19 protein-coding genes are annotated in these 14,714 nt (G+C 66.2%); 9 read left to right on the top strand and 10 right to left on the bottom strand.

The features are described from left to right. Nucleotides 1-3: 3 nt before the first annotated feature. From R6U53_RS05805 to cbiT, 9 genes are read right to left on the bottom strand one after another with little or no spacing between them, the layout of a single operon-like run. Nucleotides 4-1,191 (bottom strand): CbiX/SirB N-terminal domain-containing protein, encoded by a 1,188-nt coding sequence (locus R6U53_RS05805; protein WP_410321418.1) that lies wholly within the window; start codon nt 1,189-1,191, stop codon nt 4-6. Continuing rightward, entirely contained in the window at nt 1,191-1,964 is a 774-nt protein-coding gene (locus R6U53_RS05810) for a cobalamin biosynthesis protein (RefSeq protein WP_410321419.1), read from the bottom strand. The genes R6U53_RS05805 and R6U53_RS05810 overlap by 1 nt, the downstream gene beginning before the upstream one ends. Continuing rightward, a complete protein-coding gene (locus R6U53_RS05815; RefSeq protein ID WP_410321420.1) occupies nt 1,961-2,194 on the bottom strand; it encodes a ferredoxin in 234 nt (77 codons plus the stop codon). The genes R6U53_RS05810 and R6U53_RS05815 overlap by 4 nt, the downstream gene beginning before the upstream one ends. A 1-nt stretch (nt 2,195) precedes the next feature. Further along, nucleotides 2,196-3,164 carry a precorrin-3B C(17)-methyltransferase gene (cobJ, locus tag R6U53_RS05820; protein WP_410321421.1) on the bottom strand — a complete coding sequence of 323 codons (969 nt, stop codon included), beginning with the start codon at nt 3,162-3,164 and terminating at the stop codon, nt 2,196-2,198. 1 nt (nt 3,165) lies between these two features. After that, nucleotides 3,166-4,131: a precorrin-3B C(17)-methyltransferase gene (locus R6U53_RS05825; RefSeq protein WP_410321422.1), complete on the bottom strand. Its 966-nt coding sequence runs from the start codon at nt 4,129-4,131 to the stop codon at nt 3,166-3,168. Continuing rightward, complete coding sequence (gene cbiG, locus R6U53_RS05830) at nt 4,128-5,111, bottom strand: cobalt-precorrin 5A hydrolase (protein WP_410321423.1); 984 nt, start codon at nt 5,109-5,111, stop codon at nt 4,128-4,130. Before cbiG ends, R6U53_RS05825 begins: the two co-directional genes overlap by 4 nt. Nucleotides 5,112-5,113: 2 nt before the next feature. Further along, entirely contained in the window at nt 5,114-6,001 is an 888-nt protein-coding gene (locus R6U53_RS05835; RefSeq protein ID WP_410321424.1) for a cobalt-precorrin-4/precorrin-4 C(11)-methyltransferase, read from the bottom strand. Beyond that, nucleotides 5,998-6,879 carry a cobalt-factor II C(20)-methyltransferase gene (locus R6U53_RS05840; protein ID WP_410321425.1) on the bottom strand — a complete coding sequence of 294 codons (882 nt, stop codon included), beginning with the start codon at nt 6,877-6,879 and terminating at the stop codon, nt 5,998-6,000. Before R6U53_RS05840 ends, R6U53_RS05835 begins: the two co-directional genes overlap by 4 nt. Then, entirely contained in the window at nt 6,876-7,415 is a 540-nt protein-coding gene (gene cbiT, locus R6U53_RS05845) for a precorrin-6Y C5,15-methyltransferase (decarboxylating) subunit CbiT (RefSeq protein ID WP_410321426.1), read from the bottom strand. The genes R6U53_RS05840 and cbiT overlap by 4 nt, the downstream gene beginning before the upstream one ends. Nucleotides 7,416-7,635: 220 nt before the next feature. Between cbiT and R6U53_RS05850 the strand changes: the two genes are divergently transcribed. From R6U53_RS05850 to R6U53_RS05870, 5 genes are all read left to right on the top strand, one after another. Further along, complete coding sequence (locus R6U53_RS05850) at nt 7,636-8,424, top strand: DUF4397 domain-containing protein (protein WP_410321427.1); 789 nt, start codon at nt 7,636-7,638, stop codon at nt 8,422-8,424. A gap of 93 nt (nt 8,425-8,517) precedes the next feature. Continuing rightward, nucleotides 8,518-8,796, top strand: coding sequence for a winged helix-turn-helix domain-containing protein (locus tag R6U53_RS05855; protein ID WP_410321428.1), 279 nt, complete (start codon nt 8,518-8,520; stop codon nt 8,794-8,796). A gap of 31 nt (nt 8,797-8,827) precedes the next feature. Further along, complete coding sequence (locus tag R6U53_RS05860) at nt 8,828-9,139, top strand: hypothetical protein (RefSeq protein ID WP_410321429.1); 312 nt, start codon at nt 8,828-8,830, stop codon at nt 9,137-9,139. Between the two features lie 121 nt (nt 9,140-9,260). Beyond that, nucleotides 9,261-10,034 (top strand): hypothetical protein, encoded by a 774-nt coding sequence (locus tag R6U53_RS05865; protein ID WP_410321430.1) that lies wholly within the window; start codon nt 9,261-9,263, stop codon nt 10,032-10,034. Between the two features lie 82 nt (nt 10,035-10,116). Next, a complete protein-coding gene (locus tag R6U53_RS05870) occupies nt 10,117-10,572 on the top strand; it encodes a hypothetical protein (RefSeq protein ID WP_410321431.1) in 456 nt (151 codons plus the stop codon). On the opposite strand, the gene R6U53_RS05875 is transcribed toward R6U53_RS05870, so the two are convergent. Beyond that, nucleotides 10,479-11,627: a pyridoxal phosphate-dependent aminotransferase gene (locus tag R6U53_RS05875; RefSeq protein ID WP_410321432.1), complete on the bottom strand. Its 1,149-nt coding sequence runs from the start codon at nt 11,625-11,627 to the stop codon at nt 10,479-10,481. The two genes, R6U53_RS05870 and R6U53_RS05875, sit on opposite strands and share 94 nt — an antisense overlap. A gap of 99 nt (nt 11,628-11,726) precedes the next feature. On the opposite strand from R6U53_RS05875, the gene R6U53_RS05880 reads away from it, so the two are divergent. From R6U53_RS05880 to R6U53_RS05895, 4 genes are read left to right on the top strand one after another with little or no spacing between them, the layout of a single operon-like run. Then, nucleotides 11,727-11,999, top strand: a complete 273-nt coding sequence (locus R6U53_RS05880) for a hypothetical protein (RefSeq protein ID WP_410321433.1) — start codon at nt 11,727-11,729, stop codon at nt 11,997-11,999. 47 nt (nt 12,000-12,046) lie between these two features. Then, nucleotides 12,047-12,241 carry a hypothetical protein gene (locus R6U53_RS05885; protein WP_410321434.1) on the top strand — a complete coding sequence of 65 codons (195 nt, stop codon included), beginning with the start codon at nt 12,047-12,049 and terminating at the stop codon, nt 12,239-12,241. A 29-nt stretch (nt 12,242-12,270) separates the two neighbouring features. Next, nucleotides 12,271-13,578: a glycosyltransferase gene (locus tag R6U53_RS05890; RefSeq protein ID WP_410321435.1), complete on the top strand. Its 1,308-nt coding sequence runs from the start codon at nt 12,271-12,273 to the stop codon at nt 13,576-13,578. 45 nt (nt 13,579-13,623) lie between these two features. Further along, complete coding sequence (locus tag R6U53_RS05895; protein ID WP_410321436.1) at nt 13,624-14,652, top strand: YbhN family protein; 1,029 nt, start codon at nt 13,624-13,626, stop codon at nt 14,650-14,652. The last annotated feature ends 62 nt before the right edge of the window (nt 14,653-14,714 follow it).

Raw genomic sequence — 14,714 nt, forward strand, 5'->3', positions numbered from 1 at the left:
TGATTACAGCGTTTGGTCGACGAGGTCGGACACGATGCGATCCTCAACGAGGGAAGCCGCAAGCCGGTCGGCGTCCTCGGGCGAGACGGAGCCGTACCAGACGTTGTCCGGATAGACCGCGACGTTCGGCCCCTCACCGCAGCGGTCGAGACACGACGACCGGGTGATCGTCGCATCGATATCGCGTCGCTTTGCGGCCTGTCGAAGGCGTTCGATCACCGCGGTCGAACCGCCTTCGGCGCAGGTCCGATTCGTACAGACGGCGACGTGCTTGTCGGGTGCATCGTGGACGTGCGGCTCCGAGTCGACGTTCGAGCGGTCCTCGTGGCTCGCCCGATGAGTCATCGCACGCAACATCGCTCGCGCGCCGCCAGCATCGCCCTCGAAGCCGTCCATGTCGACTTTGTACTTGCAGGTGTCACACGACATCGACACGTCGCCGGTTCGGGCCTCCTCGAACCGGTCGGCGAGCACGTCGAGCAGCCGATCGTCCGTGCCGAGCGGATCGCCGCATCCAGCGACGGCGTAAGGGTAGTCGGCGTCGAATTCGGCGGTTCGCTCGCGGATGCGTTCGGTCAACACGCCGTCGCCGAGCATGTACGGGAGGACGACGACGGCGTCGGGTCGGCGCTTCGAGACGGCGTGCAGCGCGTCTTCCAAGCGGGGTTCGGTCACGCCGATGAATGCCGCCTCGACGGAGAGAAAATCGCGACCCTCGTACAGCAGTCGGGCGAGTTTGTGGACGTCGCCGTTCGAATCCGGATCCGAGGAGCCACGAGCACAGAGGACGACCAATACGTCGTCGTCGGTTCGGTCGACGCCGAGATCGGCCTCGACCGCGGCCGTCCGGTCGTCGAGCAACTCGACGATTGCCGGGTGGACGCCGAGATGGCGGCCGCTGTGGACGGCGATATCGTGCTCGGCTCGCGCCTCGTTGACGACGAGCGGCACGTCGGCTTTGACGTGGCTGGCGGCGAACAGCGACAGCGGGATCACGGTCACGTCCGAGACCGAGGGGGCGAGCGACTCGATCGCCTCGGTGATCGACGGCTCCGCGAGTTCGATGAAGCCGGCGTCGGTCGGGAGGCCGAGGCGGGCTTCGAGACCGGCAGCGAGCTCGCAAACCTGTTCATTCGACCGCTCGCGACGGGATCCGTGTCCCGCAAGCACGACTGCCTCGGCGTCCAACATTAGTACGCCTCGGCCTCCTCGATGCTTCGTTGCAGTTTTCGACGGCGACTCGGCGCGAACAGCCCGGTCTCTTCGGAGCCCCGATACAGCCACGCACCGACGTCGGGAGCGGCCTCATCGTCGATCCCGAACCAGTAGCCGCCCGAGGACGTCTCCGAAATCTCGCCGAAGGGGGCGTCCACGTCGGCCGCATCGAGCAGACCGGCAATCCGTTCGAGCAGTCTGCGGTCGTCAGCGACGAAGGAGATGCCGACGGTCCCCGACGAGGACTTGAAACAGACGGTACCGCAGCCCTCGAGGAGCCCGCGGAGGAGCTGTCTGTCGTATCCGGCGAGGGTGTCGAGCCGATAGCCGCCCGGATCGCCCTCGAACGGCAGTCCGAGCGCGGCCGCGGCCCGGTCACCGACCGGCCCGTGAATCCGCACCGTGTATGCGTCCTCACGGCGGGTGATCGAGGCGTCGTGAGCGTACTCACGTTCGGTGATTCGGTGGTCGACGGACGTGCTGCTCGCGGCGTCGCCGCTCGCGTTCTCCGAGGCCTCCCTCTGGTCGTCCTCGCCCCCCGCGATCGCCGCCAGCCGTTCGGCCGCGATCCCGTCCGTCGTGCGGACCGTGACGCTCTCGGCGGTGACCTCGCCGTCGCCGATGACGCGACCCCAAAAGTACGCCGTCTCGGGGTGAGCGTCGAGGAGGTCACTCGGCGCGCCCTCGCGGCTCGCGGCTCCACCGCTCGCACCTACCGAGGTCTCGCTTCGCTCGCCCTCGCGGCTCACGCGTCTGACACCTCCCGGACTTCGATGGCGTTCACGGGACAGGCGGCGGCGGCGTCGCGCGCCTCGTCGATTCGGTCGTCCTCGAACGTCGCGGTCAACCGGGTGCCATCCCTGTCGCTTCCAGGAAGGTCGACCAGCCCGTCGTCGGCCTCCCGAAACCGACCGTCCCGGACGAGACACGCGAAGATCCCGTCGCAGGACTCCAGATCGACCGTGATTTCGTATCTCATATCAGTAGTCGTACTTCGTCTCGTAGCCACGGGGAGTCACCATCCGATCCTCGAAGACGTAGGTGTCCTCGTTGCCGACGATTATCGTCGTCGTCATGTCGATGATCTCGTCTTCGCCCAACTCGGGTAGGGTTTCGAGATCCGTGATCATCGTCGCCTCGTCCTCGCGGGACGCGCCGTGGACGATCCCGACGGGCGTGTCGGGGGCGCGGTGTTCCAGTAAAATGTCACAGCAGGTCCGGAAGTTCTCCCGACGCTTCCGGCTCCAGGGGTTGTAAATCGCGATGGTGAACCCCTCGGCGGCGACCGCATGCAGCCGCGATTCGATCTCCGCCATCGGCGTGAGGTGATCCGACAGCGACACCGAGACGGTGTCGTTGACGAGCGGCGCGCCGAGACGCGCGCCGCAGGATTGGGCTGCCGGGACGCCCGGGACGACCTCGAACTCGACCGCGTCCGCGCTGCCACCCTTCGATTCGAGGATCTCCAGTGCAAGCCCCGAGAGCGCGTAGACGTTCGGGTCGCCCGAGCCGATGATCGCCACGTCGTTACCCGCGAGCGTACGATCGATCGCCTCCTCGGTGCGCGAGACCTCCCCGCACATCGGCGTCGAGTAAATGTCCTCGGCGTCGTCGGTGATCTCGTCGGGCAACAGATCGACGTAGGTCCGGTAGCCGACGATGTGCTCGGCGTCGGCGAGGGCAGCCTTCGCGCGGGCGGTCATCCCCTCGGGTTTGCCGGGACCGAGTCCGACGGTGACGAGCTTTCCGGGGTCGGTCTCGAAGTCGTCGGCTCGCGCCCCGACCTCGTTTTCGTCGTTGCTCGATGCGCCGCATGTCGAGCCCGAAGCCGACGACGAATCCGAGGACGCGCCGCATGCGCTCTCCGTCTCGGTGTTGGCAGCCGTCGCGCCGCCGCAGTTCGATGTCGATGCCTCAGCGTTCGTCTCGGTGGTGTCGTCAGTGCTCATGTCAGAAGTCCTTTATTTCGCGGCCGCCGCGTGGCGTCACGAGGTGCGTTCCGTAGTCGTTTTCCCACTCGTGGCTGTCGGTGGTTCCCACGAGGATCGAGGTCCCCATGCCGCCGACTTCGTCGGCGTGTTCGTCCGTCTCGCCGAGGGTGGTGATCGTGTGCGTCTCGTTTTCGAGGTTGCGGCCGGCCTCGCCGCGGCCGGCGTCGTTGAAGATGGCGACCGGCACGTCGTCCGATCGGTGTTCGCGGATCACGTCGATCGCACGCTCGTGGTCGCGCCAGCAGTTGTACAGGACGATGACGAATCCCGAGATCGCCGCCGCCCGCAGTTTCTCCTCGATCTCGTCCCAGCCGCGCCACTTGTCCGAAAGCGAAATCGTACAGAAATCGTTCGACAGCGGTGCGCCGAGGTTCGCCGCCCCGCCGAGCGCCGCCGTCACGCCGGGGACGATCTCGATCGGGACGTCCCCGGCTTCCTCCTCCTCGGCCATCAAGAAGACGAGATCGCTCTTGCCGTAGACGTTCGGATCGCCGCCCGAGACGTGGGCGACCGTCTGGCCTGCCCGGACGCGCTCGAAGGCCTCACGCGTCAACTCGACCTGTCGCCCCATCGACGATCGGACGATCTCCTGTTCGGTGCCGTCGGGTCTGGTGGCGACCGTCCCGTCCGTCCAGCTTTCGGGACGGGAGGTCGCCGCGACGCTCCCGCCGTCAGCCGCGGCTTCCGGCGGAATGGTTCCGTCCTGTCTGAGGAACTCCTGATAGAGGTTCGAGGCGATCACGCAGTCGGCGGTCTCGATCACGTCTTTCGCCCGCTGAGTCATCACGTGCGGGAGACCGGGACCGATCCCGACGACGTAGAGGGTGCCGTAGTCGTCGGGGGGCGTCCGACGAGGATCTCGCGCCGCCCGCTCCTCGCTGCTCGCGGCACCACCGCTCGCATTCTCCGAGGATTCACTCCTCATCGGCCTACCGCCACCGTCACCGCATCGTCGAAGCGCTCTTTCTCTCGAATCAGCTCGTGATCGTGACCGCCCGCGATCGCCGACGCCTCGGCGATTCCCGGCCAGCCGATCAACTCCTTCGCACGTGAGGGCGTCGGCCCCTCATGCTCGAGCAGCGTCTCCTTCTCGAAGAGGACGACGCCAGCCCCGATCTCCTGGGCGGCCTCGTAGAGGCCCTCTTCGCCCTCCTTTCTGGTCGCGGTGGCGACGAACTCCACGTCCGCGGATTCGAGATCGAGATCGTCGAGGACGGTCCGCCACGCGTCGAGCACCTGTTCTTTGCGAACGCCGCTGACCGTGCCCGTTCCGAGGACGACGCCCGCGTCGTTTCGTTTCAGGACGGTCACGTCGTCGCCCACCAACACGGCGCGGGGGCCGTCGAGGCGTTCGACCGTTTCGAGGTCGTCGTTCAGAACGGCGAGGTTCGTCGCCACCGTCGAGTCGCCGTTGACCACGTGGGCGTCGAGCGCCTTCGCCTTCGACTCGATGCCCTGCTTGCCCGCCGCCTCCGAGGCGGTCGTCATCGCCGGCACCGCCCCCAGTTTCGAGAGGTCGTAGGCGACCTGATTCGCGCCGTGGTGGCCGCCGGTCAACGGGATCGCCCACGTCAGCTCCTCGTCGACCACGACGACCGCGGGGTCGTCCCACTTGTCGTCGAGCAGGCCCGCCGTCTTGCGCATCGCGATCCCAGAGGCCATGAGGCCGACGAAGCAGTCGTACTCGCCCCAGTGCTCTTCGAACACGTCGCCGTGGTACTCGAGGATCTCGATGGATTCGTAGTCGTCCGCCAGTTCGTCTCGGATGTCCTCGGCGACTGGGAGCTTCCGCTCGAAGCTCACGATCGCGATCTCCTCGGCGACCTCGCCGTCAGAGTCGGGCGTCGAACAGTGGCCCCCGGAGTCGTCGGTTCCGCTCTCGTCGGAGTTCGTGTCAGTGCTCATTGTCAGTCGTCGGATGCGCTTTCGTTCTCGTTCTCGCCGCGATTCGCCCAGCCGCCGTACAGATACGAGCGCTCGTACCCCGCCCCGGCGGCGGCGTCGCCGATCAAGACCATCGCGGAGGCGCGATAGCCGGCGTCGTCGACCTTCGCGCCGACGTCGGCGATCGTCCCTTCGATGATGTCCTCGTCCGGCCAGGAAGCGTGATAGACGACGGTGACTGGGGTGTCGGGGTCCGCGCCCCCCTCCAGCAGTCGATCCATCGTGTCGGCGACCGCGTGGGTGCCGAGGTAGATGCAGGTCGTCACGTCGCCCATGTCGACGAACTCGGCGATGTGGTCGTCCTCGCTGTCGAGCGTTTTGCCCTGCGGCCGCGTGAACGCGACGTGGTTCGCGGTCTCGTTGAGCGTCAGTTGAGTCCGGAGCGTCGCGCTCGCGGCGAACGCGGAGGTAACGCCGGGGACGAGGTAGGTCGGCACGCCCTCGTGTTCTAAGGCGTCCATCTGTTCGAGGGCGGCCCCGTAGATCGCGGGGTCGCCGCTGTGGAGTCGGACGACCGCCCGATCCTCCTCGTAGGCGTCGCCCATGAGCGGGACGAGCTCTTCGAGGTCCTTGCCGACGCTGTTGACCAACTCGGCGTCGTCACAGTACGCGTCGAGCAGTTCGCTGTTGACGAGCGAGCCCGCGTGGACGACCAGATCAGCGCCCTCAAGGGCTTCCTTCCCGGCGACGGTCAAAAGACGCGGGTGTCCCGGTCCCGCGCCGACGAAGGGGATTCCCGCCTGCTCGTCGCCCGCCGTGTGTTCGTAGACGCGCTCGTCGCGATCGTGAGCGTGTTTCTCGCGCTGGGCGTCGATGGCGGCCTGCGGGTCGGTTTCGGGAGTCTCAGTCATCGGTCACCCTCGCTTCTGTACGCTTCGCCGTCGCCCGCGGATTCGGCGGTGGCGAGCTGGTCGGCGATCCGACCGCCGTCGGGCCCGACCGCATCCGGGGAGGTTCGCTCACCACCGGCTGACTCGATCGAGTCAGCCGAGGATCGCGAACCTGTCTGACGGCACGTTCGCTCGCCACCGTCGGCGGTCGTCTCCTCGCCGAAGGCAGCCGTCGCCGGCGTCCCGCCCGCGCCCGGCTTTTCCGCGTAGGCGACGGTGTAGTAGTCGCGCTCCGTGAGTTCCGTGGGATCGTCGGTGATCACCGTCTCGTGGTCGTCCATGAACAGCCGGCGACCGTAGGTCACCCCGTAGCCGGCCTCGATCAGCTGTTCGTGGGTCGTCGGCACGTCGGTCACCTTGAACAGGACGAGCCGATCGGGACCGACGGGGGCGGCCCCGCGCGCCGCCTCCCGGAGGACGAGCTCGGAACCGGCCGTGATCTCGACGCCGAAGGCCGTCGCAAAGGCGGTGACCGTCGAGACGCCGGGGATCGTCTCCACATCGACGTCGGAGTGAAAGCGATCGAGCGTCCTGCGAAGGTGGCCGAACGTCGAATAGACGTTCGGATCGCCCAGCGTGACGAAGGCGGCGGTGCCGTCGATCGCCGTGGGTGCGATCTCGCTCGCTGCTTCCTTCCACGCCCGACGGAGTTCGTCCTCGTCGCGCGTCATCGGGAAATCGAGATCGCCCAACTGGTCGTCGTCGACGTACTCTGACGCGACCGCTCGCGAGAGTCGACCGGGGGTGTAGATCACGTCCGCGCGCTCGAGCGTCTCGCGGCCGCTGACGGTGATGAGCCCTGCGTCGCCGGGGCCGAGACCGACGCCGTACAGCGTCATTTCGCCCCTCCCGAGATGACGTAAACGGGGTTGTCGGCGTCGAAGCTCGTCGCGCCCGCGAGTTCGTAGCCCGTCGAGACCTGCACCTGCAGGACCTCCTCGAAGAGGTCGCGTGTTTTGAACGCCCGGACGGCGTCGCCGGCGACTTCGAGCCGCGAGACGTTCATAACGACGCGGTCGATCCCGATCTCGGCCGCGCGGTCGAGCACCGCCTCGTAGTTCCGCGAGCCGCCCAAGAACAGGGCGTCGGCGTCGTCTCCGATCCCGTCGGGAGCCTCCGTTTCGACCAACTCGACGCCGTCGATCCCGTTGGCCGCGAGATTCTTTCGGGTCGTTTCGAGCCGTTCGGGCTTGCGCTCGATCGCCGTCACGCGACCGGCGCGGCGGGCGGCCTCGATCGTCACCGCACCCGTACAGGAGCCGACCTCGACGAAGTGATCCCCGGCGCCGAGATCGAGCTTCCCGAGCGTGACCGACCGGACCTCCGGCTTCGTCGGCCCGGCCTTCGCGTCGTGTGGAAGCGCTATGCGTGCCATGGGCGTACAACCGCAGCGAGCTTCAAAACAATTTTGGTTGTTCTATAACAATTTTATTTTGATAGCGTGAAATTCAAAACGACGACGGCGACACGAGAGCGGTGGCGATTCAGGACGAATTTTGGAGAGAGTTCGGTGTGACACCGGACGCATCCCGGACACATCCCGGATACATTTCGGAAATCCTTCATGTATCCCGCGGGTGACCGTTCGCCCGTAGATGTCAAACCACAAACGACGGACGGTACTCAAGACAGTGGGCGGTGTCGCGGTCGTCGGAACGCTCGCGGGGTGTGCGGGGAACGGCGATGGCTCGGAGTCGACGCCGGAATCCACACCGGAGCCGATGGACGAACCGACGCCGGAACCGACGGATGAGCCCGAAGAGACGCCGGAGGCCGACGCTGCGCTGCGAGTGGCGCACCTGTCGCCCGACGCGCCCAACGTCGACGTCTACGTCGACGGCGACGCGGTGCTCGAGGACGTCCCGTTCCGCGCGGTGAGCGACTACCTCGACCTCCCGGCCGACGAATACGACGTGATGATCACCGCCGCGGGCGATATGGACACGATCGTCTTCGACGAGACGCTCGAAGTGCCGGCGGGCGAGTTTACCGCGGCGGCGCTCGGCGAGTTGGCCGAGGAGAATCAACCGTTCGCCGTCGAGGTGTACGAGGACGACGTATCGAGCCCCGAGGGGATGTCCAGAGTTCGCCTCGTTCACGCCTCACCGGACGCGCCGAACGTCGACGTGACGGTCGACGGTGAACCGCTGTTCGAGGACGTCCCCTTCGGTGGGGCCGGTACGGTCGAGGTCCCCGCTGACGAATACGAACTCGAGGTTCGGCCGGCGACGGAGAACAACGACGGCGACGTCGTCGCCACCTTCGATCTCGCGCCCGAGGCAGCCACGGTGTACACCGCCTTTGCCGTCGGCTATCTCGCGCCGGACGACGCCCCCGCCGACGAGCCCTTCGACCTCGAAGTCGTCGTGGATTCGGAGGCGTAGTCGAAGCGACGGTTCGGCCCTCCGTCGGACGCTCGACCGATTTCGATTCGTCGCAGCGATACTTTTAGGCGAGTACGCGGAGTGTGTGCGGATATGGAGGCCGTCCTGTGGTACGTTTTGACCGGTACTCGGGGCGGCCCCAACCGGGTCCGCATCCTCCGGGCGGTCGACGATCGCCCGCGGAACGCGAACCAGTTGGCGGCGCATCTGGATCTCGACTACACGACGGTGAGACACCACCTCGAGGTGCTCAGAGAGCACGACATCGTCGACCGGACGGGCGACGACTACGGTACGGTGTACTACCCGACGGATTACACACAACGGAACTGGGGTCTCGTCGAGGAGATCGCCGAGGAACTACCACTATGACCGACACGACGCACACGGGAGCGAACCGAGCATGACCACGATCGACTGGATAGACGTCGCGCGCGTCAGCGTCGCGGTGAACACCGGGATGTTGCTCGCGCTCGTGTGGATCTGGGGTCGCAACTACGCGACCTTCCGCTCGAAGCACTCGCTCGGACTGGCGGCCTTCGGCGGGCTCCTGCTCGCACAGAACGCGCTATCGCTGTATTTTTATCTGTTCCACCCGGTGCTCGCGGGCTGGTTCGCCACCGACATGCCGCCGCTGGCGTGGCAGGCGAACATCGCCATTCACGTCTTCCAGACCGTCGCGCTCGTCTTCTTGCTGTGGGTGACGTGGGACTGAGCGACCAGTCCTCTGCTCGTTCGCTTTATCAAAGATCGTCTCCCAACGCGCTTGCTCTCGCGTACGCACCGTCCACGTCACACGAATCCGCGATCCGGAGACGTACGAACCGACGGATCGGATGCTCCAGCGCGCCGAATCCGCCCGGACGCCCTTATATACGGAGGCTGCAGCACTCCTCCGGTCGTACCGGCGAAGTCTCGACGCCGACCGCGACGCGATGGTCGGGCTGCTCGAGGAAACGGCGATCACGCCGGACGACGAGGAGACGCTGTTGGAACTACACGTCCTCTTTCGATTCATTTCCGCGATCGAATCGTTGCGCGAGGATTCGTTCACTCTCTCAACGATCGCTTCGGACTCGCAGGCGGTCGCTCGAATGGTCGACGACGACGTCGAGATCACGCTGTACCACGACAACTCGGCGAGCGATCGGGGCCTCTCGTTCGTTCCCGAGAACTTCGAGAAAGACCGAGGCGATCTCACTCGAAGCGAGCTGGTTCAGCGCGAAACCCGAGAGGTGCTGTCGACGTACTTCGAGGCGGGGGAATTTCGCCGGGTAACGGGTCGGCCGGACGTGATCGTCCTCGAGATCGACGCCGACGATCGACGGGAGTATCTCATCACCGAGATCAAAAATTCGACCAACCCACAGACGATCCGGTCGGGGATCAAAGAGACGCTCGAATACCTCGCCTTTCTCCGGCAGGGCGACGAGTTCGTCTTCGAGGACGACGCGGCGTATTTCGGCTCCGGGTGGAACGGTCTACTCGTGATTCAGGACATCGAAGAGAGCCGGACCGCACCGCTCGAAGAACAGCGTTCGATTCGGATTCTACAGGCATCGGAAGTGGAGTCGAAACTGCGGACGGTGTTGAAATCCGTCGTCGGATAATCGAGCAGTTCGCCCCCACGCCGTCTCGGAGGCCGGCGGCGTCGCGGGCTTTCGGGAGACGGCGACGAAGACGCACTCGCTGGTGGATCGCCTCGAAGCGTTGACGCTGCCGCGGCTGTCGGAAGTGGAGGAAGCCTTATATAGGTATATAAATGCGGTCGAGCGCGCCGAGGAGCCAGCGGCGAAGATCGCAGAGACCGATCGGCTGATCGACGAGATAGTCTGCGAGCTGTATGGGCTGACCGAGGCGGAGATCGCGATCGTGGAGGAAGCCGTGGACGACTGGCATCCGCGCGAGCGGGGCGAGCGCGGTTTGGTTCGAGAGACGCCGTGGCGTCTCTCGTCATTGCGGGACTGCGTCCGGCAAGCAGCCAGAACGCTTTGCGTTCTGGCCACATCACGAAAGACAGCGCGATGGGCTGTCTTTCGAAAGACCCGAACGAATCACACCACACCGTACGTCGAAAGCACCGCGTCGATCCGATCGATCGCCTCCTCGATCGCCTCGATGTCGGTCGCGTACGACAGCCGAAGGTAGTCGGCGGCCCGCTCGCCGAAGTCTACGCCGGGCGTGACCGCGACGCCGGCCTCTTCGAGCAGGAAGTCGGCGACCTCGAGGGCGGCTCCCGGAAGCTCAGACACGTCGACAAGCAGGTAGTACGCCCCCTGCGGCGTGTATCCGAGGTCGAGTCCCCACTCGGCGACGGCGTCGACGAGCAGGTCACGGCGCTCGCGGTACGTCTCGCGGATCTCGGCCAGCCGATCCGGCGGCGTCTCGAGGGCGGCGACGCCGGCGTCTTGGACGAAGTTCGGCGCGCAGATGAGGAGGTTCTGTGCCAGCCGGTTCACGGCGCCGACGTATTCGGGCGGGACGACCATCCAGCCGAGCCGCCACCCGGTCATCGCAAAGCGCTTCGAGAAGCCGTTCAACACGAACGCGTCGTCGGTGTACTCGAGCATCGTGTGCTCGTCGACGTCGTAGGAGAGCCCGTGGTACACCTCGTCGACGATCGGCGTCGTATCGGTGAGCTCGGCGAGGGCGGTCAGGTCGGCTAGCGTCTCGCCGTCCAACACCGCGCCGGTCGGGTTCGCCGGCGAGTTGAGAAGCATCGCCCGCGTCGACGCCGAGAGCGCCGCCTCGAACTCGGCGACGCGCGGCTGGAACCCGTCTTCGGCCCGCAACGCGACGGACCGAACGGTCCCCCCCACAGTCCGCACGAAGTTCGGATAACAGGCGTAGTGGGGATCCGTGAGGACGACCTCCTCGCCGGGGTCGACGAGCGCTGCCAACGCGAGGAGCAAGCCCGGCGAGGTTCCCGGGGTAGCGACGATGCGGTCGGGGCCGACCTCGACGCCGTACTCGCGGTCGTAGTGGGCGGCGATGGCGCGCCGGAGTTCGGGTTTTCCCCTCGCGGCGGTGTAGTTCGTGTTCCCGTCGCGCAACGACGAGATCGCCGTCTCGAACACCGAATCCGGCGGCTCGAAGTCCGGCTCGCCGACTTCGAGATGCACCACGTCCTCCAGTTCGTTCGCCCGTTCGAGCACGTCCATCGCGATGAAGGGCGTCACGTCCTGCGCGCGCTGTGAGATCATCGGTAGCGTCCCGGGATAGGGATGGGCGCAGTATATACGTCCGGATCCCGCCCCGAGGACAACGCATTACCCGTGGCAGCGCGAATACGCGAAACGAGCATGACGCCCGCCCAAAATCCTGCGGACCCCTACGACGTCGGCGATCGCGTTCGAGTCGAACTCGCGGACGACGACGCCGAGAGCCCGTTCGATGGAGCGGTCTGCCGCGTCGTTCACGTCTTCGTGGACGATCCGGAACGCGACCTCGACGAGAAGGACGAGCGAGAGCGGGAGACGGATCGGGCGGCGTATCGGCTGGAGCGCGTCGAAAGCGGCGAGGTGCTGCCGGTCGTCCTTCGGCACCGGGACGTGGTTCCGGCCGCGGACCCGTAGCCATCTCGCGAACGCACGTCGTATCGCAACTCGACGGTCCCGCCGCCGTGTCGGATCGCCTCGAGCAATCGGGGGTCGCGGCGGTCGCCGCCCGAGTCGTCGAACGCCTCGAACCACTCGACGCCGCCGTCCATGTCGGCGGTGAAGCCGTCGACGCCCACGGCGATGTGGCGGGTGATTCGGCCGCGGCTCATGCGGGCGTCTGGGTGCCGAGGATACCGGGCGCGGTCATCAGTGGTTGACATGCCAAGCCTCGTATAATAATATTGAAATGCCATCGGGGTTCAAACCCGACGTGATGCTGCAGGGGATCACCCACGTCGCTGAGAAATCCGGGACGGGAATCGGGATCGTCGGACTGCTGTTTCTCGGGGTCGTTAGCTTTGCGGACACGTGGACCATCCGGATCGGCTGGGTCGTCATCTCGGTGCTCGAAGCGCTGTTGTCGGTCGGCGCGTTCAGCGTCGCCGTCGCCGCGACCGGACTGCTGTTGATGTGCGAGGTCTGGCGGAGCGGCACCGACGACGACGAGCGGATCACCGCCGGCCGGCCCGTCGATGCGATCGTCCCCGCCTACCGGGACGGCGACGTCGTCGACGAGAGCGTGGCGAGCCTCCTCGAGAACGACTACGATCCGCTCTCGATCACGATCGTCGTCGAACCGGACGACGACCTGACGCGCGAGCGAGCCGCCGAGTTGGCCCGCCGCAACGACGCTATCGAGTGGCTCACGAACGCGATCCCCGGCTCGAAGGCGAACGCGATCAACACCGCGGTCGAGGCCAGCGACGCCGATCACTTCGTCGTCTTCGACGCCGACGAACGCGCCTCGCCCGGATTCATCTCCACGGCGATGTGCGATCTCACCGCCGGCGCGGACGTGTTTCAGGGGCGGCGCGTTCCCCGACCAACCGACGCGATCGGTACGATCGCCTACTGCGAGCGCGCTATCGTCCAGGCCGGCTACCTCGTCGGCGAGTTGATCGGATTCACCCACTGCCAGAGTTCGGCGACCGGCTTCACCCGCGAGGCGTTCGACGCGGTCGGCGGCTACGCGGACATGCTGACCGAAGACATCTACTTCTCCCACCAGTGTCACCGCGCCGATCTGACCGTCTCGCGGAACAGCCGTTGTACGAGTTCGATGGAGACGCCGCACACGCTCCGCGATCTATGGGGCCAGCGAAAACGCTGGCGGATCGGGCACGTGCAGGTCGTCCACAGGCGGATTCTGGAGGCACTGGAGGGGGACCTCAGCACCAACGACCTCGTGACGATAGGCCGATCGGTCGGCGCGGTCCTCGCGGGGGGCATCTTACTCGTCCTCTCCGCGCAGGTGCTGTTGTTGTTCGTATTCGGTTTCGAGGCGGCGTTCGTGCCCTTCGCGAGTATATTCGGGACGATACTCGGGGTCTGGGCTCGCGACGCCATCGACGGGCGCGTCGGGAGACCGTCGTGGGCGATCGCGCTCGCCCCGGTGATCTATTTCGGCCACGGCGTGCTCACCGTCAAGGCGCTGTTCGAGTACGCGCTCACGTGGGACGGCGAGTGGTATCAGGTGGCGAAGACCGGAAACTGACCGGACCCCGGTCCCGGTTGGGCGATTCAACATGGAACACAGAGCGTGACCGATCATAGCGGACTCGGTGCCGGACTGATCGATCGACGGACAGCGCTCAAAACCCTGCTCGGGTTCGGCGTCGCCGTGTTGCTCGTCTACCTTCTCGGTGCAGTCATCGGGTGGGACCGGGCGATCGAGCGGTTGCGCGAGGCGCAGGTGGGGTGGGTGCTCGTCGCCTGCGTCTCGACGCTCCTGTGTCTGTTCGCCTGGGCGAAGACGTGGCAGGTCGTCCTCCGACAGATCGGCGTATTCGTCCCCTACCGACGGCTCGTCGTGACGTTCTTCGCCGCGACGTTCGCGAACTACGTGACACCGATGGGGCAAGCCGGCGGCGAGCCGTTCATCGCGTACATCCTCTCGCGAGATACCGAGGCCACCTTCGAGCAGGCGCTCGCGAGCGTTGTGACCGCCGATCTCATCCGAATGCTCCCGTTTTTCACCGTCGGCGGCGCGGGGCTCGGCTATCTGCTTGCCACCGCCGGGGTCACAGCACGGATCCGACCGCTCGCAATCGCGCTCGTCGTCCTCGCGGTTGCGTTGCCGCTTCTCGCCGTCGTCGGGTGGCGGTTTCGCGACCGTGTTAAGCGGGGGCTGTTGTACTGTCTCGCCCCGATTGCCCGGGGCACGGATCGCCTCTCGATCGAGTCGGCCCGCGACCGGATCGATCGACTGTACGCGTCGATCGGCCTGATCGCAGGATCGCCGCGAGGAATCCTCGTCGCGATCGCTTTCGCGTACGTCGGCTGGATCTTCTTCGCGCTGCCGCTGTACTTTTCGGGCGTGGCCCTCGGGGTGGTCGTGTCGATCCCGCTCGTCTGCTTCGTCGTCCCGGTGACCGTGATCGCCGGCTCTGTCCCTCTACCGGGCGGGATCGGCGCGATCGAGGGGACGCTCGTCGTCCTCCTGCCAGTCCTCGCCGGACTCACGGCGACCGACGCGCTCGCCGTGACGACGATCTATCGGCTGACGAGCTACTGGTTCGTGATCGCCGTCGGCGGGATCGCGATGCTGGGGGTGATCCGGCGGGTGTGACGATCCGGGAGAGTGACTCCCGAACGCGCGGCTTTCACGCGACTTAACCGCCTCGCGATCCG

Source organism: Natronomonas sp. (genome assembly GCF_046483325.1).
In the GTDB taxonomy this organism is placed as follows: domain Archaea; phylum Halobacteriota; class Halobacteria; order Halobacteriales; family Haloarculaceae; genus Natronomonas.